Annotated in this window: 22 protein-coding genes; 9 read left to right on the top strand and 13 right to left on the bottom strand. The window is 70.3% G+C overall.

Features of this window, described 5'->3' with window-relative positions:
- Positions 1-75 precede the first annotated feature (75 nt).
- The gene (locus AD72_RS15960) at positions 76-1,221 is read left to right on the top strand and encodes an Mrp/NBP35 family ATP-binding protein (protein WP_031467307.1); all 1,146 of its coding nucleotides are present in this window, start codon (positions 76-78) and stop codon (positions 1,219-1,221) included.
- Positions 1,222-1,266: 45 nt separating this feature from the next.
- Here the strand turns inward: AD72_RS15960 and tatB are convergent, their stop codons facing one another.
- The 4 genes from tatB to sigE form a co-directional block, all read right to left on the bottom strand.
- On the bottom strand, positions 1,267-1,710 hold the full coding sequence (tatB, locus tag AD72_RS15955) for a Sec-independent protein translocase protein TatB (protein ID WP_031467306.1): 444 nt from the start codon (positions 1,708-1,710) through the stop codon (positions 1,267-1,269).
- Between the two features lie 60 nt (positions 1,711-1,770).
- The gene (locus tag AD72_RS15950) at positions 1,771-3,252 is read right to left on the bottom strand and encodes a S1C family serine protease (protein ID WP_031467305.1); all 1,482 of its coding nucleotides are present in this window, start codon (positions 3,250-3,252) and stop codon (positions 1,771-1,773) included.
- A gap of 169 nt (positions 3,253-3,421) precedes the next feature.
- Entirely contained in the window at positions 3,422-4,069 is a 648-nt protein-coding gene (locus AD72_RS15945; protein ID WP_037346055.1) for an anti-sigma factor family protein, read from the bottom strand.
- Between the two features lie 37 nt (positions 4,070-4,106).
- Positions 4,107-4,766, bottom strand: coding sequence for an RNA polymerase sigma factor SigE (gene sigE, locus AD72_RS15940; protein WP_082468974.1), 660 nt, complete (start codon positions 4,764-4,766; stop codon positions 4,107-4,109).
- A 153-nt stretch (positions 4,767-4,919) separates the two neighbouring features.
- On the opposite strand from sigE, the gene AD72_RS15935 reads away from it, so the two are divergent.
- Complete coding sequence (locus tag AD72_RS15935) at positions 4,920-5,576, top strand: O-methyltransferase (RefSeq protein WP_031467302.1); 657 nt, start codon at positions 4,920-4,922, stop codon at positions 5,574-5,576.
- A gap of 49 nt (positions 5,577-5,625) precedes the next feature.
- Here the strand turns inward: AD72_RS15935 and AD72_RS15930 are convergent, their stop codons facing one another.
- Positions 5,626-6,846: an MFS transporter gene (locus AD72_RS15930; protein WP_231644859.1), complete on the bottom strand. Its 1,221-nt coding sequence runs from the start codon at positions 6,844-6,846 to the stop codon at positions 5,626-5,628.
- Positions 6,847-6,931: 85 nt separating this feature from the next.
- On the opposite strand from AD72_RS15930, the gene AD72_RS15925 reads away from it, so the two are divergent.
- Both AD72_RS15925 and AD72_RS15920 read left to right on the top strand, forming a co-directional pair.
- Complete coding sequence (locus AD72_RS15925; protein ID WP_051898668.1) at positions 6,932-7,840, top strand: LysR family transcriptional regulator; 909 nt, start codon at positions 6,932-6,934, stop codon at positions 7,838-7,840.
- A gap of 5 nt (positions 7,841-7,845) precedes the next feature.
- A complete protein-coding gene (locus tag AD72_RS15920) occupies positions 7,846-8,286 on the top strand; it encodes a nitroreductase family deazaflavin-dependent oxidoreductase (protein ID WP_031467299.1) in 441 nt (146 codons plus the stop codon).
- On the opposite strand, the gene AD72_RS15915 is transcribed toward AD72_RS15920, so the two are convergent.
- On the bottom strand, positions 8,283-9,749 hold the full coding sequence (locus AD72_RS15915; RefSeq protein ID WP_051898667.1) for a leucyl aminopeptidase family protein: 1,467 nt from the start codon (positions 9,747-9,749) through the stop codon (positions 8,283-8,285). The two genes, AD72_RS15920 and AD72_RS15915, sit on opposite strands and share 4 nt — an antisense overlap.
- A gap of 141 nt (positions 9,750-9,890) precedes the next feature.
- Positions 9,891-10,061: a DUF3117 domain-containing protein gene (locus AD72_RS35650; protein ID WP_020498441.1), complete on the bottom strand. Its 171-nt coding sequence runs from the start codon at positions 10,059-10,061 to the stop codon at positions 9,891-9,893.
- A 121-nt stretch (positions 10,062-10,182) separates the two neighbouring features.
- On the opposite strand from AD72_RS35650, the gene AD72_RS15910 reads away from it, so the two are divergent.
- Entirely contained in the window at positions 10,183-10,968 is a 786-nt protein-coding gene (locus AD72_RS15910) for an enoyl-CoA hydratase-related protein (RefSeq protein WP_031467297.1), read from the top strand.
- Between the two features lie 23 nt (positions 10,969-10,991).
- Here AD72_RS15910 and AD72_RS15905 read toward each other — a convergent pair whose 3' ends face one another.
- Genes AD72_RS15905 through AD72_RS15895 form a run of 3 tightly spaced genes read right to left on the bottom strand, consistent with a single transcriptional unit; the run spans position 10,992 to position 12,898 of the window.
- Entirely contained in the window at positions 10,992-11,561 is a 570-nt protein-coding gene (locus AD72_RS15905) for a DNA-3-methyladenine glycosylase I (RefSeq protein WP_031467296.1), read from the bottom strand.
- A complete protein-coding gene (locus AD72_RS15900) occupies positions 11,554-11,865 on the bottom strand; it encodes a DivIVA domain-containing protein (RefSeq protein WP_031467295.1) in 312 nt (103 codons plus the stop codon). The genes AD72_RS15905 and AD72_RS15900 overlap by 8 nt, the downstream gene beginning before the upstream one ends.
- 49 nt (positions 11,866-11,914) lie before the next feature.
- Positions 11,915-12,898: a glucosyl-3-phosphoglycerate synthase gene (locus AD72_RS15895; RefSeq protein WP_063890761.1), complete on the bottom strand. Its 984-nt coding sequence runs from the start codon at positions 12,896-12,898 to the stop codon at positions 11,915-11,917.
- Between AD72_RS15895 and AD72_RS15890 the strand changes: the two genes are divergently transcribed.
- Positions 12,875-13,537, top strand: a complete 663-nt coding sequence (locus AD72_RS15890; RefSeq protein WP_031467293.1) for a lysophospholipid acyltransferase family protein — start codon at positions 12,875-12,877, stop codon at positions 13,535-13,537. The two genes, AD72_RS15895 and AD72_RS15890, sit on opposite strands and share 24 nt — an antisense overlap.
- A 6-nt stretch (positions 13,538-13,543) precedes the next feature.
- On the opposite strand, the gene AD72_RS15885 is transcribed toward AD72_RS15890, so the two are convergent.
- From AD72_RS15885 to dapE, 3 genes are all read right to left on the bottom strand, one after another.
- Positions 13,544-14,122, bottom strand: coding sequence for an LOG family protein (locus tag AD72_RS15885; RefSeq protein WP_231644858.1), 579 nt, complete (start codon positions 14,120-14,122; stop codon positions 13,544-13,546).
- Positions 14,104-14,886, bottom strand: coding sequence for an LOG family protein (locus tag AD72_RS15880; RefSeq protein ID WP_031467291.1), 783 nt, complete (start codon positions 14,884-14,886; stop codon positions 14,104-14,106). Before AD72_RS15880 ends, AD72_RS15885 begins: the two co-directional genes overlap by 19 nt.
- A gap of 91 nt (positions 14,887-14,977) precedes the next feature.
- Positions 14,978-16,051, bottom strand: a complete 1,074-nt coding sequence (gene dapE, locus AD72_RS15875) for a succinyl-diaminopimelate desuccinylase (RefSeq protein ID WP_031467290.1) — start codon at positions 16,049-16,051, stop codon at positions 14,978-14,980.
- An 84-nt stretch (positions 16,052-16,135) separates the two neighbouring features.
- Here dapE and AD72_RS15870 point away from each other — a divergent pair, with 84 nt between their 5' ends.
- The 3 genes from AD72_RS15870 to AD72_RS15860 all read left to right on the top strand — a co-directional run bounded on the left by AD72_RS15870 (position 16,136) and on the right by AD72_RS15860 (position 18,673).
- On the top strand, positions 16,136-16,576 hold the full coding sequence (locus AD72_RS15870) for a hypothetical protein (protein ID WP_051898666.1): 441 nt from the start codon (positions 16,136-16,138) through the stop codon (positions 16,574-16,576).
- Between the two features lie 188 nt (positions 16,577-16,764).
- Positions 16,765-17,736 (top strand): 2,3,4,5-tetrahydropyridine-2,6-dicarboxylate N-succinyltransferase, encoded by a 972-nt coding sequence (gene dapD, locus AD72_RS15865; RefSeq protein ID WP_031467288.1) that lies wholly within the window; start codon positions 16,765-16,767, stop codon positions 17,734-17,736.
- Positions 17,737-17,746: 10 nt separating this feature from the next.
- Entirely contained in the window at positions 17,747-18,673 is a 927-nt protein-coding gene (locus AD72_RS15860; protein WP_037346052.1) for a CHAD domain-containing protein, read from the top strand.
- Positions 18,674-18,675: the final 2 nt, after the last annotated feature.

Raw genomic sequence — 18,675 nt, 5'->3', positions numbered from 1 at the left:
TGGTACGCCCGCCCATCCCGGGAGGCAGCGCCGTAGCATGGTGGGGAGACCGAGGAAGACAAGGTGGGATTCGCAGTGACGACCAGCCATATCGGGGCGGCGCCGTCCGAGGAACGGGTGCGCGAGGCGCTCGCGGGGGTAGAGGACCCGGAGATCCACAAACCGATCACCGAACTCGGCATGGTCAAGTCGATCGACATCGCCGAGGACGGCAAGGTCGCGGTGGGGATCTTCCTCACCGTCTCCGGCTGCCCGCTGCGCGAGAAGATCGAGCGCGATGTGACCGCGGCCGTCTCCGCGCTCGACGGGGTGCGTGAGGTCACCGTCGAGCTCGACGTGATGAACGACGAGCAGCGCGCCGAGCTGCGCAAATCGCTGCGCGGGGACGCCAAGGAACCGGTGATCCCGTTCGCTCAGCCCGGCTCGCTGACCAGGGTGTACTGCGTGGCCTCCGGCAAGGGCGGGGTCGGCAAGTCCTCGGTGACCGTGAATCTCGCCGCGGCTCTTGCCAAGCGCGGGCTCTCGGTCGGCGTGGTGGACGCGGACATCTACGGGCACTCGGTGCCGCGCATGCTGGGCTCGGATGCCAAGCCGACCAAGGTCGAGCAGATGATCATGCCCCCGCAGGCGCACGGGGTGAAGCTGATCTCCATCGGCATGTTCACCCCGGGCAACACCCCCGTGGTCTGGCGCGGGCCGATGCTGCACCGCGCGCTGCAGCAGTTCCTCGCCGACGTGTGGTGGGGCGATCTGGACGTGCTGCTGCTCGATCTGCCGCCGGGAACCGGTGACGTGGCCATCTCGGTCGCACAGCTGATTCCGAACGCGGAGATCCTGGTGGTGACCACGCCGCAGCAGGCCGCTGCCGAGGTCGCCGAGCGAGCCGGGGCGATCGCGCTGCAGACCCATCAGCGGGTGGCCGGGGTCGTGGAGAACATGTCCTGGATGCAGCTGCCCGACGGTTCCCGGGTGGACGTGTTCGGCACCGGCGGCGGGCAGTCGGTCGCGGATTCGCTCTCCCGCTCGATCGGGGCGAACGTGCCGCTGCTCGGTCAGGTCCCGCTGGAGCCGAAGGTGCGCGAGTACGGCGATTCCGGGGAACCCATCGTGCTCGCCGACCAGGAGGCCCCCGCGGCCGCGGTGCTCACCGAGATCGCGGGCAAGCTGGCGGTGCGGGCCAGGGGGCTCGCCGGTCAGATGCTCAACGTCTCCCCCGCCTGATCCCGGTCCGGGGCCGCCGTCTCCGCGGTGGCGGTCCCGCGATCCTCAGGTCGCGTCCGGATCGAACGGCGGACGCTCACCCTGGCCGAGCGGCTGCTGCACGCGTGGCTGCGCGACCGGTGCCTGGGGCAGCGGAGCACGGCTCTCGCTGCGCACGTCGAAGTCCTGCCGCACGTCGAGGTCGGAGCGCACATCGTACTGCCTGGCATCCTCGACCGGGTCGTAATCGTCCAGCAGATGTTTGGTGATCGCCTTGCGCGGCCCCATGGCCCGTAGCGAACGCACCTGCTCCAGTGGTTCGCGCAACTCCTCGAACTCCGGGCCGAGCTCGCCACGCAGCTGATTGCGCGCACCGGTCGCGTACTCGCGGACCCGCCGGATCGAGGAACCGACCCACCTGATCGCGCCGGGCAGCCGTTCCGGGCCGAGAATGAACAGACCGGCGACGATGATGATGAGGACTTCGCTCCAACCGAGATTCTCGAACATGTCCTACCCTCTTGCCGCCCGCGCCGCCATGCTCAGGGTACCGCTACCGGCACCCACACCCTAGTCCGACTGCAGTGTGACGGTGATCGTCTGGCTCGCCCCGCCGCGCACGATCTGCATGGGGATCGGCTTGCCGATCGGTGAGGTGAGCACATCCACCTGGAGCTGCTCGGCGTTGTCCACCCGGTTGCCCGCGAACCTGGTGACCACGTCGCCCTCCTTGAGCCCGGCCTTCGCGGCGGCCCCGCCCGGGGCGACGTTGGCCAGCTGCGCGCCCTGCGAGGAGGTTGCCGAGACCGAGCGGAAGTTCGCGCCGATGTCAGCGTGCTTGACCGAGCCGTTCCGGATGAGCCCCTGGGCGATCTGGCGGGCCTGGTCCACCGGGATGGCGAAGCCGATACCGATGCTGCCGCCCTGCGGTCCGGAGGACTTGATGGCGGAGTTGATCCCGATCAGCGCACCGGAGGAGTTGAGCAGCGGCCCGCCGGAGTTGCCGTGGTTGATCGCCGCATCGGTCTGGATCGCGTCGTAGGTGACCGGCGGGTCCCCGTTCTCCCCCGCGGCCACGACCGGGCGGTCCAGCCCGGACACGATGCCGGTGGTCACCGAGGACTTGTACTCCAGCGGCGAGCCGATCGCGATGACCGGGTCCCCGACCTGCACATCCGAGGAGCGGCCGAGCTGGATCGCGGTCGGGTTGGTGACGTTCACCTTCACCACCGCGAGGTCGGTCTTCGCGTCCCGGCCGACGATCTGGGCCTTGGTCCGGGTGCCGTCGTTGAACACCGCGGTGATGGTGGCCGATTTGTTCGATGCCGCCTGGGCGACCACGTGGTTGTTGGTGAGGATGTAGCCGTCCGGGGAGATCACCACTCCGGAGCCGAACTGCCCGCCGTTGCCCACGACCACCTCGAGCGAGACCACCGCGGGGGTGGCGCGCTTGACCACCTCGGCGACCGAACCCTTCGGCCGCTCCACGTTCGAGTCGACCTGGGCCAGTGTCGCGCTGCCGTCGGTGAGCGCGGTCCCGGAGCGCCCGATCAGCCAGCCGGTGACCCCGCCGACGGCGCCGATCAGCAGTGCGGCCACCGCGAGTACGACCAGGGCGCCGCGGGCTACTGAGCGGCCGAACAGCAGCCCGGTCAGGGACAGCTTGGCGTCCTTGGGTTCGTTCGCGGCATCGGATTCCCGCTCGGTGACCGCGGGCGCGCCCAGGACCGCCCCGGTGCCCGGGTCCCGCCAGGGATCGGTCTCGGCGTCCGGATCCCAGAACGGGTCCGGTTGCCCCTTTTCCGGTTCACCACCGGACGGTGGCCGCTGCAGTCCCGTTTCCCCATCGCGCCCGCCGAAGGCCTCGGTGAGCGATTCCGGTGGCCGTCCGACCGGTTGCGGCCGGGCAGGCAGCGCGTCCCTGGGCGCGAAAGCACTCGACACTCCGTCGGGGCGGCCGAACACCGCCGCGGATTCGGGATCGACCTGCGGACGGTGCAGTGGGCGCGGCCCGACGCGCGGGGCGCCCTGTCCGTTGGCTTGCTCGCTCATCGCCCTGACTCCTTAGCGGAGCTCGGCGCTTCGCTCAGGCGCTGTACCGATGATTCGCTCGCAGGCTCGCTCATGGATCCCCGTGGTCACGTTTCTACTGTCGCGATGGTGTCCTGACGAGGATGCCTCATCCGGGGTGAAGTGTTCGTGCAGGGGGTTCGGGCGGGGATTACCGCTGCACCGGATGCGCGTGCGACCGCGGCGCGCGCTCGGTGGGGGTCGGCTTCGGCTTGGTGTGCCGGGCGCCGAACGCGGCCCGTGGTGCGTTGTTGTTCAGCTGCGCGGCGGGCTCCTTGGCCGGTGCGGGCGTCTGCGCGCTCCCCCCGGGGATCCCGAAGGCGAGCGCACCGAGCATCAGCCCGGAGACCAGCGCTCCGGCGCCCTGAGCCGCTCTTTTGCGGCCGCGTCGCCCGCCGAGCGGGGCGCGTGCCGCTCCGATCCCTGCCGTGGTGCCCAGTGGTGGCGCCGAACCGAGCGGCGCACCGGCGCCGAAGGCGCGGTCCGGCCGCTGCACGGCGACGAGCTGGCCGTCCTCGGTGACCGCGAGCCCGTCCGGCACGCTGGTGACCTCGGTGTCCTCGGGTATCGCGCGCAGTGCGGCGAGCAGGTTCGCGGGCACTCCCGGGGTGTCCAGGGAGCGCATCCGGTCCCGCGCGGCGCGCTGGGCGTCCGCTTCCTGCGCGCAGTACGGGCACTTCGCCAGATGTGCCCGAGCTCGTTCGGTGGCCGTCGTGGAGAGTTCCTCGTCGACGAATGCCACGATCGCGTCCGGCATCAGGTGGGTCTCGCCGAAGCCGAATCCCCGAGCGATCGTCATTGCGTCACCTCCACGTGCCCTCTCCTCTCACGCCGCCTCATGCCGAGGCGCCCGCGAGCCTCCGTCCCTCGACCGATGCCCGCAGTGCCTGACGCCCCCGATGGATCCGAGAGCGCACGGTACCAAGTTTCACTCCGAGGGTTGCCCCGATCTCCTCGTAGGACAGGCCCTCGACATCGCAGAGCACGACGGCCGCGCGGAACTCGGGCGGCAGCTCGTCGAGCGCGGCCTGCAGGTCCGGGTCCAGGTGCGCGGCGGAGAACGCCTGCTCCGGGGTCGGTTCGTCACCGGCGAGCCGGTCGGTGTCCTCGGGCAGCCCTTCCATGCGCAGCCGCGAGCGGCGCCGGGCCATGTCGAGGAACAGGTTCGTGGTGATCCGGTGCAGCCAGCCCTCGAAGGTCCCTGGCTTGTACGAGGACAGCGAGCGGAACACCCGGATGAACGTCTCCTGGGTGAGGTCCTCCGCGTCGTGCTGGTTCCCGGACAGGCGGTAGGCGAGCCGGTACACCCGGTCACTGTGCTGGCGCACGATCTCTTCCCAGGACGGTGGCGTCCAGGTGACCTCTTCGCCGTCGATGGAGACGGCCTTGACCTCGACGGGCTGCGTCTCGGCCTGCGCCGATGGAGAAACTGTCATCGAGTGTTCGCGCACCTCCGTGTGCTGTGCTCGGTTGTTCAACGGGGCACCCACCTTCATTGTTCCCGCTCCCGCCTTATTGCCCAAGGGGGTTCTTGAGTCCAGCATCGACCACCGCCTTAGGGTTCGCATCAGAGAGCGCTGAGAGCACCCTGAGAACTCGGCCCCGGGTGTCGTGCACGCCCGATGGGGTGACGCATTAATCTGCCCTGCGTGACGGCTGACCCGGTGAAGGCGCACGACTCCGGTATCGAGACGTATGTGCACGACTACTTTGCGGAAGACGACACGCTCGCGAGTGCGCGCGAGCGTGGGGTCGACGCTGGTGCGGACCCGGTCTCGCCCGCGACCGGAGCAGCGCTGCGGTTCCTGACGGCCACGGCGCGAGCACGCGCGGTGGTCGAGGTCGGTACCGGATCCGGGGTCTCCGGGCTGTACCTGCTCGCGGGTATGGCCGAGGGTGGCGTGCTCACCACCATCGACGTGGAACCGGAACATCAGCGCACCGCGCGCCGGGCGTTCACCGAGGCCGGGTACCCCGCGGGGCGGGCGCGGCTGATCATGGGGCGCGGGCTGGACGTGCTGCCGCGGCTCACCGACGCCGGGTACGACCTGGTGTTCGTGGACGCCGCGCGGATCGAGTACCCGCGCTACTACGAGCAGGCTGTCCGGCTGCTGCGTGAGGGCGGGGTGATCGCCTTCGACGGGGTGTTCGCCAACGGCCGGGTCGGCGACCGTTCCCGGCGGGACGCCGAGACGGCCGCGCTGCGTGAACTGGCCGCCCTGGTGCGCGCGGACGAGCGGCTGGCGCCCGCGTTCGTGCCGCTGGCCGACGGTCTGCTGCTGGCCGCGAAGACGGCGACCGGGTGAGCATCGCAGCGGACCCCGGCGAGCGAATCCGCGAAGACCGGGTGAACGGTCAGGACCGGCGCAGTGGCTTGAGCCCGATCAGGGTGAGCCCGAGCAGCACCACGAGCCCGAACAGCACACCGATGTAGCCGGTGACCCCGCCCCAGCCGGAGTCGGCGAACCAGACCCCGCCGAGGGTGCCGCCGATGGAGGATCCGAGGTAGTAACAGAACAGGTAGATGGCCGCACCGGGCACGGCGAGCACCGCGGCACGGGCGCCCACCCAGCCGCTGGCCACGGCGTGCGTGGCGAAGAAACCCCCGGTGAACAGGACGAGCCCGATGATGATCAGGGCGAGGTTGCCGAAGGCGAGCAGCACGACCCCGGCGATCGTGCAGACCGCCATGGACCAGAGCATGCGCGGGCGGCCGAACCGGTCCACCAGCCGACCGGCGATGGTGGAGGCGGCCGAACCGGCGATGTAGACCACGAACAGCAGGCTGACCACGGCGTGCGGCAGGTGGAACGGTGCGCGCAGCAGCCGGAAGCCCAGATAGTTGTACACGGTGACGAAGGCCCCCATGGCCAGGAAGCCGACCAGGTAGAGCCGCAGCAGTCCGTGATCGCGCAACGCGGTGCCGATCGAGCCGATCAGCGGTCGCACCCGCAGCGGTTTCGGCTCGAATCGCTGCGAGGGCAGGATCAGCAGAGCGAACACGATGGTGCAGGCCACCGCGAGCAGTCCGACCGCCCCGATGGCGAGCCGCCAGCTGCCGAAGTCGACGACCACTCCGGCGAGCACCCGGCCGAGCATGCCGCCGATGCCGTTGCCCGCGATGTAGAGCCCCATGCCCGCGCCGAGCGATTCCCGGTGCAGTTCCTCCGACAGGTAGGACATCGCCGTGGCCTGCAGTCCGGCCAGCGCGAAGCCCTGCAGGGCACGCATCACCAGCAGCAGGGTCAGGTTCGGCGCGAACGGCACGAGCACGCCGAGTACGGCGGTCGCGGTGAGCGAGGCGATCATCACCCTGGTGCGGCCGAGGGATTCGGAGAGCGTGGTCAGCGGGATGACGCCGATGGCAAGGGTCAGGGTGGACACCGAGAGCACGAGGCTGACCGTGGCCGGTGAGAGGTGGAAATCGGCGGCGATCGCGGGGAACAGCGCCTGCACGCAGTAGAGCACGGTGAAGGTCGCGAGTCCGCTGGCGAACATCGCGATCGTGATCCTGCGGAACTGCCTGCTTCCCCTGCGGTGTCCCGCGTGTACTGCCTCGTCCATCGTGCTCGTCACGTGCGACCACGCTAGGCGCACGCGCATTCATCCGTCTAATACTGAGATTGCGGCGAATTCATGCAGATTTGCATAAACTGAGCTGGTGGACTCCTCCCCGGAACGGATCGCGGCCGAGCTCACACGGCGATTGGCCCTGCTGGACGCGGTGCGCAGGTACGGCAACCTCACCGCCGCCGCCGCGGACATCGGCATCCCGCAGCCGACCGCCAGCCGCTGGCTCGCCGCCATCGCGCAGACCTGCGGGGTGGACCTGGTGGCGCGCAGCGGCAGGCGCATCGAACTGACCCGCGCGGGGCACGCGCTCGCCGAGGCCGCGTCCACGGCGATCACCGCGATGGGCACCGGTGCCGCGCGCGCGATCGAGGCGGCCGATCCGGAGCAAGGGCACGTGGTGTTCGCCTTCCTGCACACCATGGGTCAGCGCAAGGTGCCCGAGCTGCTGCGGGATTTCCGCGCCGCGCATCCCGGGGTCCGCTTCACGCTCACCCAGGATCCGCACGAGGTGATGCTCGAGGAGGTGCGGACCGGGACCGTGGACCTGGCCCTGACCTCCCCGCTGCCGGGCGCCGATCCGGAGTTCGAGACCGCGCCGCTGTTCAGCGACGAGCTGGTGCTCGTGGTCGGTGAACAGCACCGGTTCGTCGGGCACGAGCGGGTGCGGATGGCGTGGTGCCGTGGCGAGACCTTCGTGTCCACCAAGGCCGGCTACGGCTTGCGCGGCATCACCGACCGGTTGTGCGCGGCCGCCGGATTCACCCTGCGTCCCGCCTTCGAGGGCGAGGAGGTGGACACCGTGCGCGGACTTGTCGCCGCCGGACTGGGCATCGCGGTACTGCCGGCGCGTGAGGACGGACCACTGCCGGGGACCGTGGAGCGCCTGCTCGCCCCGCGGTGCTGGCGCGAGGTCGGCCTGGTTTCCTCCACCCGGCGCCCGCTTTCCCCTGCCGCGCGCCGATTCCGCGACTGGGCCCTGACCCGCCGGGTACCGTGAACCACATGGATCCGCTGGCCATCGTGGACAAGGCCTGGCCGCTCGCCAGACACCTCGCGAACCTGCACGCCTTCGCCTACCGGCTCACCGGAGGGCTGATCGGGCACCGATCCCCCGTCCCGACTCTGCTGCTCGAGCACACCGGCGCGAAAAGCGGGGTGCGCCGCCAGTCCCCACTCGCCTATTTCCGGGATGGAGACGATCTGGTGGTGCTCGCGAGCAAGGGCGGCTACCCGCAGCATCCCGCCTGGTACCACAATCTGCGCGCCAACCCGGAGACCACGGTGCGGGTGAAGGGCCGGACGATCCCGGTGCGCGCCCGCACGGCGAACCCCGGGGAACGACGGCGGCTGTGGCCGGACGCGGTGCGGCACAACCGCTCCTTCGAGCTCTATCAGCGCCGCACCGACCGGGAGATCCCGGTCATCATCCTCGAACCGGTCTAACCGGCCAGCTCCGCCGCGAACTTCACCAGGGTGCGCGCGGCGAACCCGGTCGCGCCGATGTTCACCTCGTCGTAGCCCTTCTCGGCGCGTGCGGCCCCGGCGATGTCCAGGTGCGCCCAGGGCACCCCGCCGGTGAACTCGCGCAGGAACATCGCCGCCGCGATCCCGCCCGGCCCGCCCGGCGCCTGGTTGAGGTCGGCGAGCCCGGCACGCAGGTCGATCTCCTCCTCCTCGACGAACGGGAGCCGCCAGAACCGCTCCCCGACGTACTCGCCCGCGGCGAGCAACCGTTCGGCGAGCTCGTCCTCGCTGGCGAACAGTCCGCCGGTGCGCACCCCGAGGGTGGCCTTCATCGCGCCGGTCAGGGTCGCCACGTCCACGATCAGATCGGCGCGGTGGTGCCGGACGGCGTAGCCGAGCGCATCGGCGAGCACCATCCGCCCCTCGGCGTCGGTGTTCGCCACCGCGGTGGTGGTCCCGTCGTAGTGGCGCACGATGTCGCCCGGCCGGTAGGAGCTTCCGGAGACATGGTTCTCCGCGAGCGGCACCAGGCCGGTCACCCGCAGCGGGATACGCAGCGCCGCGATCGCCCGCATCGCGGCGATCACCGCACCACCGCCGGCCATATCGGTGCGCATCCAGTGCATGCCCTCGGCGGGTTTGAGGGAGATTCCCCCGGTGTCGAAGGTGATCCCCTTACCGACGAGCACCAGGTGTTTCCCGGTGACCCCGCGGGGACGCCAGGCCATCTCCACGAGCCGTGGCGGGGTCGCCGATCCGCCGCCGACGGCGAGCGTCCCGCCGAACCCCTTGGCCTCGAGCCACTGCTCATCGCGCACGGTGACGCGCAGGCCCGGGTTGCCCGCGAGCTCCTGTTCGGCGCGCTCGGCGAGCCACGGCGGATTCTTGATGTTCGCGGGGACGCTGGCGAAGTCCCTGGCGAGCGCGGTCGCCTCGGCGTGCCGGGTGGCCTCGCCGACCGCCGTGGCGAGTTCGGCGGAGGCCTCGGCGGTCGCGGTGACCAGGCGCAGCCGTTCCAGGCTCGGCGGCGGGGTCTCGGTGCGCAGCGTGTACCGGTGCCCGCCGAGCAGGACACCGAGCACGAAGGCGGCCGCCGCCTCGGGTCCCGCGGTCTCGGGCAGCCGCACCTGCAGTCCTCGGGGGACCCGCCGTCCGGCCTCGTCGTCCTCGGCGAGGCGGGTGTTGACCGTGCGTACCAGGGCGGCACCGGCCGCGCGCCAGTCACCGGGCTCACCCGCGCCGACGCCCAGTGTCCAGGCGTAGTCCGGGTCAGCGATGGCCAGCACCTCACCGGTCTTGCCGGTCGGGCGCAGCGCCGTCACCCAGTCCGGCGCGAGTCCCGCACCCGCACCGGAGAGGTCCGCGAGCGGATCCCCGGACCCGAGCACGGCAACGGCCGCGACCACGGGGAGTCTGGACTCGGCGAGCTCGACCTCGATCAACGAAACCTCCTCGGTGCGGGCAACGAGGCACCCCGGTCCTAGAAGGGCGAACCGGGGTGTCTCGTTTCCCGCTGTACTATCTCGGCTCCTCGTGCGGCACCCGCCGGAACAACGGCGAGCACCGGACACCGTCCCGGCGAGCTACTTGTCGACGACGGGGTCGAGTGCTGCCCAGAGCGACGATGCCTCGTCTGCGGTCATTTCGACGACGAGGCGCCCACCGCCCTCCAGCGGTACGCGCATCACGACGCCCCGCCCCTCTTTCGCCACTTCGAGGGGACCGTCACCGGTCCGGGGCTTCATGGCCGCCATAACGTGCTCCCTCCGTCTTATGATCGACACCGGATCGCCGAGGGTGACGATCGATGGTGCGACTATTCTTCCCCATCACCAATGGCCGGTGAAAACCGACTCGACGCTACGGAGGTCAGCAGTGCCGGATCTGCTCATCGACGACACCGAGAACGTCCGCACGCTCACGCTCAACCGCCCCGATTCGCTCAACTCCCTGACCAGCGCGCTCAAGGAGGAATTGCGGGACGCGCTGCGCGCCGCGGCCACCGATGACTCGGTCCGTGCGGTGGTGCTCACCGGCAGTGGCAAGGCGTTCTGCGCGGGCCAGGATCTCAAGGAGCACGTCGAGCTGCTCGGCTCCGGGGACGAGGCACCGTTCCGCACCGTCGAGGAGCACTACAACCCGATCGTCACCGCGATCACCACGATGCCCAAGCCGGTGATCGCGGCGGTGAACGGGACCGCGGCCGGTGCGGGCGCCTCGCTCGCCTACGCCAGCGATCTGCGCATCGCGGCGGCCTCGGCGAAGTTCGTGCTCTCCTTCGGCAACATCGGCCTCTCCGCGGACTCCGGTGCCTCGTTCACCCTGCCGCGGCTGATCGGCTACGGGCGCGCGATGGAGATGATGCTGCTCGGCAAGCCGGTGGACGCGGCCCGTGCGCTGGAGATCGGCATGGTCACCGAGGTCGTCGCGGACGGCTCGCTCGCGCGCACGGCGACCGAACTGGCCGCCCGGCTCGCCGCGGGTCCCACCACCGGCTACGGGCGGATCAAGGAGTCCATGCTCACCGCGGCGGGGGCGGACCTGCAGGCCAGCCTCGAGGTCGAGCACCAGATCCAGAACGAGCTCGGCGAGACCAGCGACCACCGCGAGGCCGTGGAAGCGTTCGTGACCAAGCGGAACCCGAAGTTCACCGGGCACTGAGCGATATCGAGTGATCCGGACGGTCAGGCCGCCGCGCGGTGACAGCCGTGCAGGTGGTCGTCGACCATCCCGGTCGCCTGCATCAGTGCGTAACTGGTCGTCGGCCCCACGAAGGCGAAGCCGCGGCGCTTGAGTTCCCGGGCCATGGCCTTGGACTCCTCGGTGACCGCGGGGACATCGGCGACCCGGCGCGGGCGGCGGCGCCTGCCCGGCGTGAAGGACCACAGCAGGGCGTCGAGTTCCCCGTCCAGTTCGAGCACCGCCCGCGCGTTCCCGATCGCCGCGTCGATCTTGGCCCGGTTGCGGACGATCCCCGCATCGGCGAGCAGGCGCTCCCGATCGGCATCGGTGAACGCGGCCACCCGGTGGGGATCGAATCCGGCGAACGCGGCGCGGAAGGCCTCCCGCTTGCGCAGGATCACGGCCCAGGAAAGCCCGGACTGAAAGGCCTCCAGGCACAACCGCTCGTACAGGGCGTGCTCGCCGTGCAGCGGGCGGCCCCATTCGGTGTCGTGGTACTCGGCCATGTAGCCGCCCTCGCCCGCCCAGCTGCACCGCCGCACCCCGTCCTGGCCGGTCACCAGGTCAGCCATGGTGGGCGTCCTCCCTGCTCTGCTGCCCGGTGTTCTCCAGCTCCGCGCGCAGCTGGTCGATCTCGTCGGCGAGCCTGCTGATCACCCAGTCCACTTCGGACATCCGGTAGCCGCGCAGCGCCTGCTGAAAGCGCACCGCGCGGGCATCGGTCCCGGAGATCCGGTCCACCGGCAGCCTGGTCGGCGAGGAACCGGGCGGCAGCGGGGCGAGCTCCTCTCCCCTGCCGAACACGAACACCGCGATCAGATAGACGACGGCCGCCACGAGCAGCAGCACGAGCAGATAGATCAGCGCGGTGGTCATCGCAGCGGTCCCTTCCCGGATGGCACGGCGGTCATGGCTGGTACGGCGGTCATGGCGTCGATCGTGGCATGTCCGCGCGCAGGCTCGCCATCGGCGGGCGCTCGGCGAGTTCGATCTCGGTGTGCTCGGCCTGCCACTCCCCGCCGAGCTGCACGAACTGCGGAAAGCTGACCGGGTCGACGCCGTGGCCGACCCTGGCCAGCGCGGTGCCGAGGATCTGCCGCGCGGTGACCCCGAGCTGCAGCAGAGTCCGGTGCCTGTGCTTGCGCACTCCGAGGTTGACCTGGGCGATTCCGCTCAGCCCGTAGCGGGAGTGCGCGTCGAGCAGCAGCCCGATCTCCACCCCGTAACCGACCGCGAACGGAACCGCCTCGGCGAAGTCCCTGCGCAGTGCGTACTCCCCGCCGAGCGGTTGCACGATCCCGGCGAGTTCCGGGCGCAGCGCGTGCAGCACCGGCCTGGCCAGCAGCTCGGTGACCCGCCCGCCGCCGGTGTCCTCCTCGTGGGTCTCCAGGCGCAGCGGACGCCGGTAGAAGCCCTTCACCAGGTGCACCTGGTCATCGGTGAACAGCGGGCCGAGCAGCGCGGGCACGAACGCCGGATCCGGATCCACCAGATCGGCGTCGAGGAACACGACGAAGTCTCCACTGGTCGCCGCGAGCGAGCGCCACAGCGCCTCCCCCTTACCGGGGAGCGGTTCCAGCTCGCCGAGCACCTCTTCACGGCGCACCACGCGGGCACCTGCCTGGGCGGCACGGGCCGCGGTCTCGTCCGTGGACCCGGAGTCGAGCACCACGAGCTCGTCCACCAGCGAGCCACACCACGGTGTGACGGCTGCAACAACTCCGGCGACGGTCTCCTGCTCGTCCAGCGCGGGAAGCACCACGCTCACGGTGCGATTTCCCTTGTGGCGCAACAGTTCTTCCGGCGTCCACACCGGCCGCTGCCACGTGTGGGTCGCGAACCACTCGGTGTAGGGCACGGTTGCCGATAGTGCCACACTGGTCGGGTGCTGCAGTGGCTCATCCGTCATACGCTTCGCCCGCTCGCCCATGCCGTGTACCGGCCGGACATCAGCGGGACGATCCCGCCGAAGGGGCCGGTGATCCTCGCCGCCAATCACCGCTCGGCCATCGACACCGCCGTGCTCTCCCTCGCCGTGCGCAGGCCGGTCGCCTTCCTCGGCAAGGCGGAGTACTTCGAGGGCAGCGGGTTGCGCGCCAAGATGCTCGCCGCCTTCCTCGGCGCGCTCGGCTATGTGCCGGTCGACCGGGGCAACGCGCACGCCGCACTCTCGGCGCTGAGCGCGGCACGCACGGTGCTGGACAGCGGCGGGGTGTTCGGGATCTATCCGGAGGGCACCCGCTCGCTGGACGGGAAGCTGCATCGCGGGCACACCGGGGTCGCCTCGCTGGCACTCGCCACGGGTGCGGTGGTCGTGCCGGTCGCGCTCAGCGGAACCGAGAAGGTGCAGCCGATCGGTAAGAAGCTGCCGCGGCTGGCCAGGATCGGTGTGCGGTTCGGCGAACCGCTCGACTTCGCCCGCTACGACGGTCTCGAGCAGTCACCGGCGATCCGGCGCGCGGTGACCGACGAGATCATGTACGCGATCCACGAGCTCTCCGGCCAAGAATACGTGGACTCGTACCACAAGCTGCCCGACGCGGCCTGAGGCCGGTCAGGCGAATTTCCCCTCCGGCGGGGCATAATCGGTGAATTTGTCCACCAGCACCGCCGGATCGGGATCCACGAGCAGCATCTCGCGGTGCTTCTGCCGCAGAAAGCCCTGCTCGACCATGTGATCGGCGAACCGCAGCAAATGCGTGTAGAAACCGTCCACGTCCACCAGGCCGATCGGCTTCTCGTGCAGCCGCAATTGCCCCCAGGTCCACACCTCGAAGAATTCCTCGAGAGTACCGATTCCACCGGGCAGGACCATGAATCCGTCGGAGAGCTCGGCCATGCGCGCCTTGCGCACGTGCATGTCCGGCACCTGCTGCAGTTCACTGAGTCCGGAGTGCGAGATCTCCACGGACACCAGGTGGTCCGGGATCACCCCGATCACCTCACCTCCGCCGGCCAGCGCCCCGTCGGCGACCGCGCCCATGGTGCCGATGGAGGCACCGCCGTAGACGAGGCCGATCCCCTTGGCGGCCAAGGTCTTCCCGAGTTCCGTCGCCACCTCGAGGTACCGCTCGCCGTTCCCGGTCGAGGAACCGCAGAACACACAGATCCGCATCAGTGCGCGTCCTCCCATGCTTGGTATGACTCCTGCACGACGCGCACGGCGTCGTCGATCGAATCGGTAAGATACAGCAGCCGCGCATCCGCGTCACCGATTTTTCCCGCGTCGAGCATGGTCGTGGTTATCCACTCGTAGAGACCGCGCCAGTATTCGCTGCCGAACAGCACGACCGGGAATTTGGTCACCTTTTTGGTCTGCACGAGCGTGAGCGCCTCGAACAATTCGTCGAGGGTTCCGAAACCACCGGGTAGGCAGATGAATGCCTGCGCGTATTTCACGAACATCGTCTTGCGCGTGAAGAAATAGCGGAAATTGACCCCGAGATCGACCCAGGGATTGAGTCCCTGTTCGAAGGGCAGTTCGATACCGAGGCCGATGGAGAAACCGCCCGCTTCCGAGCAGCCCCGGTTCACCGCCTCCATCGCCCCCGGCCCGCCGCCGGTGATCGCGGCGAACCCGGCCTCGGCGAGCGCGGCGCCCAGTTCCCTTCCGGTCTCGTACTCGGGATGCTCGCGCTTGGTGCGCGCCGAACCGAACACGGTGACCGCGGCGGGCACCTCGGCGAGCGCGCCGAAGCCCTCCACGAACTCCGCCTGGATGCGCAGCACCCGCCACGGGTCGGTGTGCACCCAGTCGGTCGGCCCGCGCGAGTCGAGCAGCCGCTGATCGGTGGTCGTCGGCTCGGCGTAGCGCGAACGGCGCAGCGTCACCGGGCCGCGCTGGCGTTCGCGCGGTCGCTCGTCTTCGGATCCGTATCCGTGTACAACTTCAGCCACGCCTGCCGAGTCTATTCTCCCCGGTCGCCGCTACCTTGCGCGCACACGCCGACACGGGAATGCGCGCACGAATTCCCGGTGAACTCAGGCCTCAGCCGAAGCAGTACTCGCGCAGCACCCGGGCGCATTCGGTGATCTGGCTCGCATACGCGTGCTCCTGCTTGGTGTGCGCGAGCGTGGGATCGCCCGGCCCGAAGTTCACCGCGGGCATGCCGAGCGCGGCGAACCGGGCGACATCGGTCCAGCCGAGCTTGGCGCGCGCCCCGCCCGCGGCCTCGACCAGCTCGGCGGCGGCGGGAGCGGTGAGCCCGGGCAGCGCGCCCGGTGAGACGTCCACAAAGGACAGTTCGTGCCCGGCGAACACCTCGCGCAGGTGGTTCTGCGCGTCGTCCACCCCGCGATCGGGCGCGAACCGGAAGTTCACCGCGAGCACGCACTCGTCCGGAACCACGTTGCCCGCGACCCCGCCGCCGATGCGCACCGCCTGCAGCCCTTCCCGGTACTCGCAGCCGTCGATCTCCACGGTGCGCGCCTGGTAGTCACGCAGCGTGGCGAGCACATCCGCGGCGCCGTGGATCGCGTTGCGCCCCATCCAGCCGCGCGCGGTGTGCGCCCGTTCCCCGGTGAGCGTGATCTCGAAGCGCATGGTGCCCTGGCAACCTGCCTCGATCACACCGTTGGAGGGTTCGCCGACCACCGCGAGATCACCCTGCAGCCACTCGGGAAGATCGCGTTCGATGCGGCCGAGGCCATTGCGCGCGGCGTCGACCTCCTCGCAGTCGTAGAACACGAAGGTCAGGTCCCGCAGCGGGGTTCGTTCGGCGGCGAGGGCGGCCAGGTGCAGCAGCACCGCGTCCCCGCCCTTCATGTCCACGGTCCCGCAGCCGTGCAGCACCAGGTCCTCTCCCGAACCGGTGCGGCGAACCGGGAGGTTCTCGTTGACCGGAACGGTGTCCAGGTGCCCGGCGAACACCGTGCGGCTGCCGAGCCCGAACGAGGTCCTGGCCAGTACCGCGTTCCCGCTGCGGCGCACCTCGAAGCCGGGCAGTTGCAGGGCGGCGTGCACCGCATCGGCGATCTCCTCCTCCTCACCGGAGACGCTGCGGATGTCCACCAGTGCGGCGGTCAGGTCGACGGGATCGCTGTGCGGGTCGAGGAAGGCCATATCGGGCAACCGTACTGGCATACCGCGCGCCGGTGCCCGGGCCCCGGTGCGTACCGTGGACGCATCCGAAAGGAGTCCCACCCGATGCGTCGAGCGACCGTCTTCCTCGCGGGCCTCGCCCTGCTGCTCGCCGGTTGCGGCGGCGCGGGCAGCGGCGGCCCCGCACCGCACCAGCAGCACAACACCGATCCGGTCGCGCTGCGCGGCAAACTCGAGGCGATGATGGCCGACGAGTGCTTCACATCCGATCCGCGCAAGGTCTACCCCGCGTGCAACAAGTTCTTCGTCGAACTGGTCGGGACCGCCAACGCGGTCAAGGACGCGCTGCCCGGCAAACCCGGCTCGGTGCGCGCCGCCTCGGACGAACTCGGCAAGGGGATGCGGGAGTACAACGCGAACCAGTGCGGCCCGGCGGACAAGCGGGTCATCCCGAGCAAAACGGATGTCTGCGCCCAGGCGCTGCAGACCACCCGCTCGGGCATGCAGAAGGTCTACGACCAGCTCTACCCGGCGCCGGGCAAGTAGGAGCACGCCTGGCGGCCCGGTATCCTGCTGCGGGGGCCAGATCAGCGCCTCGCGGCGTTGTCGTCAGTCGCCATGGAACCCCGCTATGGCTCCTTCCTCCGCCTTACGACGCATCCGATCTGTCTCCCGCTCGCGACGGATGAGGGCCCCCGGACGCGCTCCATCCTGACCGGCTACCGTTTCCTACCGTGACTGCCGAAACTTCGAGCGCGCACGGCGTCGGCCTGGCCACCATCGCCGACGACGGTTCCGTGCTGGACACCTGGTACCCCGCCCCTGCGATCGGCGCCGGAGCGGACGCGACGGCCGGGACCACCCGGCTCTCCCCTGCCGAGACCGAGAGCGAACTCGGCGCGGCGGGAGCAGGGCTGCTCGGCGAGGACACCTCGCGCGGAGTGTCCGTGGTCGCGGTGCGCACGGTGATCGCGGATCTGGCCGCCGCGCCGGTGGACGCGCACGACGTGTACCTGCGCCTGCACCTGCTCTCGCACCGGCTGGTCGCCCCGCGCACGATCAACATGGACGGCGTGTTCGGCAAACTGTCCAATGTGGTCTGGACGAACCACGGTCCGTGCCCGGTGGACGGTTTCGAGGCGACCCGGCTGCGGCTGCGAGCCAGGGGCACGGTCACCGTCTACGGGGTGGACAAGTTCCCGCGCATGGTCGACTACGTCACCCCGACCGGGGTGCGCATCTGCGATGCGGACCGGGTCCGGCTCGGCGCGCACCTGTCCCCGGGCACCACGGTGATGCACGAGGGCTTCGTCAACTACAACGCGGGCACGCTGGGCGCCTCGATGGTCGAGGGACGCATCTCGGCCGGTGTCGTGGTCGGTGACGGCTCGGATATCGGCGGTGGCGCCTCGATCATGGGCACCCTCTCCGGCGGCGGCAAAGAGGTCATCTCCATCGGGGAGCGCTGCCTCATCGGCGCCAACGGCGGGGTGGGCATCTCGCTCGGCGACGACTGCGTGGTGGAGGCCGGGCTGTACGTCACCGCGGGGACCAAGGTCACCCTCCCGGACGGCACCATCGTCAAGGCCCGTGACCTCTCGGGTAGCAACCTGTTGCTGCGCCGCAATTCCGCGAACGGCGCGGTCGAGGTCGTGCACCGGGAAGGTGCCGTCGTGGAGCTGAACGAGGCCCTGCACGCCAACTAGACTGGCGGCCATGGACCTCCGGACGGTGCGCGAACGGCTGGGCGAACCGGTCGAGCAGACCAGGCAGGCCGGGGTGCCCGGCCAGGTCCACGCCACCCTGGATCGCAGGCTGCGCGATCTGCTCGACCACGACCCGGGTACCAGGGACGGTTCGGATCCCGAGGACCTGCACCAGATGCGGGTCGCGGTGCGCCGGATGCGTTCGGTGCTCGGGGAGAACAAGGCGAGCCTCGATCCGGAGTGGACCGATGAGCTGCGCGCCGAACTGGGCTCGCTGGGCCGCGCGCTCGGGCCGGTCCGTGACCTCGACGTGCTGATCGAACGGTTCCGGGCGCACATCGCCGAGCTCCCCGAACCTGATCAACGGCCCGCGCGCGCCCTGGTGACCAGGCTGACCCGGCGCCGTGGTTCGGCGCGACGGCGGATGCTGGCCGCGCTCGACGCGCCGAGCTACCCCGCCCTGCTCGCGAGGCTGGTGGACACGGTGAACGCCGGGGTTCCCGCGCGCCAGGAAAAGAAGAAGGCCAAACCCGCCAAGCCGGTCACTCCCAAGGATGTGCTCGCCAGGCCGCACCGCAAACTGCGCCGCGCGGTCGAGGCGCTCGGCCCCGAACCGGCGGACGAGGATCTGCACGCGCTGCGCATCAAGGTGAAGAAGCTGCGCTACGGCACCGAGATGATCCGCGCGACGGCGGGCAAACCCGCGAAGCGGGCGGTCCGGGCGGCCGCCGAACTGCAGGACATCCTCGGCGAACACCAGGATGCCTGCGTCGCCGAGGAGGAGATCCGCGCCTTCCTGCCGAACGCGGACCCGGCCGCGGCCTTCGCGGTCGGCCGGATCGCCGAGCGCGAGGAGGCGGGCAGGCGCGCCGCCCGGGACGCCTGGCATCCGGCCTGGCTCAGGCTGGACGAGGCGACCAGGGCCCTGCTGCGCTGACC

This window comes from Sciscionella sediminilitoris (genome assembly GCF_000737195.2).
Lineage (GTDB): Bacteria > Actinomycetota > Actinomycetes > Mycobacteriales > Pseudonocardiaceae > Sciscionella > Sciscionella sediminilitoris.
Note: the sequence above shows the minus strand (reverse complement) of the source record. Positions and strands in the feature narration are given on the sequence as shown.

Bases quoted from the DNA above. Each gene is read 5' to 3' on its own strand.
- tatB (WP_031467306.1), bottom strand. From the start codon at position 1,710: ATGTTCGAGAATCTCGGTTGGAGCGAAGTCCTCATCATCATCGTCGCC.
- AD72_RS15950 (WP_031467305.1), bottom strand. From the start codon at position 3,252: ATGAGCGAGCAAGCCAACGGACAGGGCGCCCCGCGCGTCGGGCCGCGC.
- AD72_RS15945 (WP_037346055.1), bottom strand. From the start codon at position 4,069: ATGACGATCGCTCGGGGATTCGGCTTCGGCGAGACCCACCTGATGCCG.
- sigE (WP_082468974.1), bottom strand. From the start codon at position 4,766: ATGAAGGTGGGTGCCCCGTTGAACAACCGAGCACAGCACACGGAGGTG.
- AD72_RS15920 (WP_031467299.1), top strand. From the start codon at position 7,846: ATGGATCCGCTGGCCATCGTGGACAAGGCCTGGCCGCTCGCCAGACAC.
- AD72_RS35650 (WP_020498441.1), bottom strand. From the start codon at position 10,061: ATGGCGGCCATGAAGCCCCGGACCGGTGACGGTCCCCTCGAAGTGGCG.
- AD72_RS15905 (WP_031467296.1), bottom strand. From the start codon at position 11,561: ATGGCTGACCTGGTGACCGGCCAGGACGGGGTGCGGCGGTGCAGCTGG.
- AD72_RS15900 (WP_031467295.1), bottom strand. From the start codon at position 11,865: ATGACCACCGCGCTGATCTATCTGCTCGTGCTGCTGCTCGTGGCGGCC.
- AD72_RS15895 (WP_063890761.1), bottom strand. From the start codon at position 12,898: ATGACGGATGAGCCACTGCAGCACCCGACCAGTGTGGCACTATCGGCA.
- AD72_RS15885 (WP_231644858.1), bottom strand. From the start codon at position 14,122: ATGGGAGGACGCGCACTGATGCGGATCTGTGTGTTCTGCGGTTCCTCG.
- dapE (WP_031467290.1), bottom strand. From the start codon at position 16,051: ATGGCCTTCCTCGACCCGCACAGCGATCCCGTCGACCTGACCGCCGCA.
- AD72_RS15870 (WP_051898666.1), top strand. From the start codon at position 16,136: ATGCGTCGAGCGACCGTCTTCCTCGCGGGCCTCGCCCTGCTGCTCGCC.
- AD72_RS15860 (WP_037346052.1), top strand. From the start codon at position 17,747: ATGGACCTCCGGACGGTGCGCGAACGGCTGGGCGAACCGGTCGAGCAG.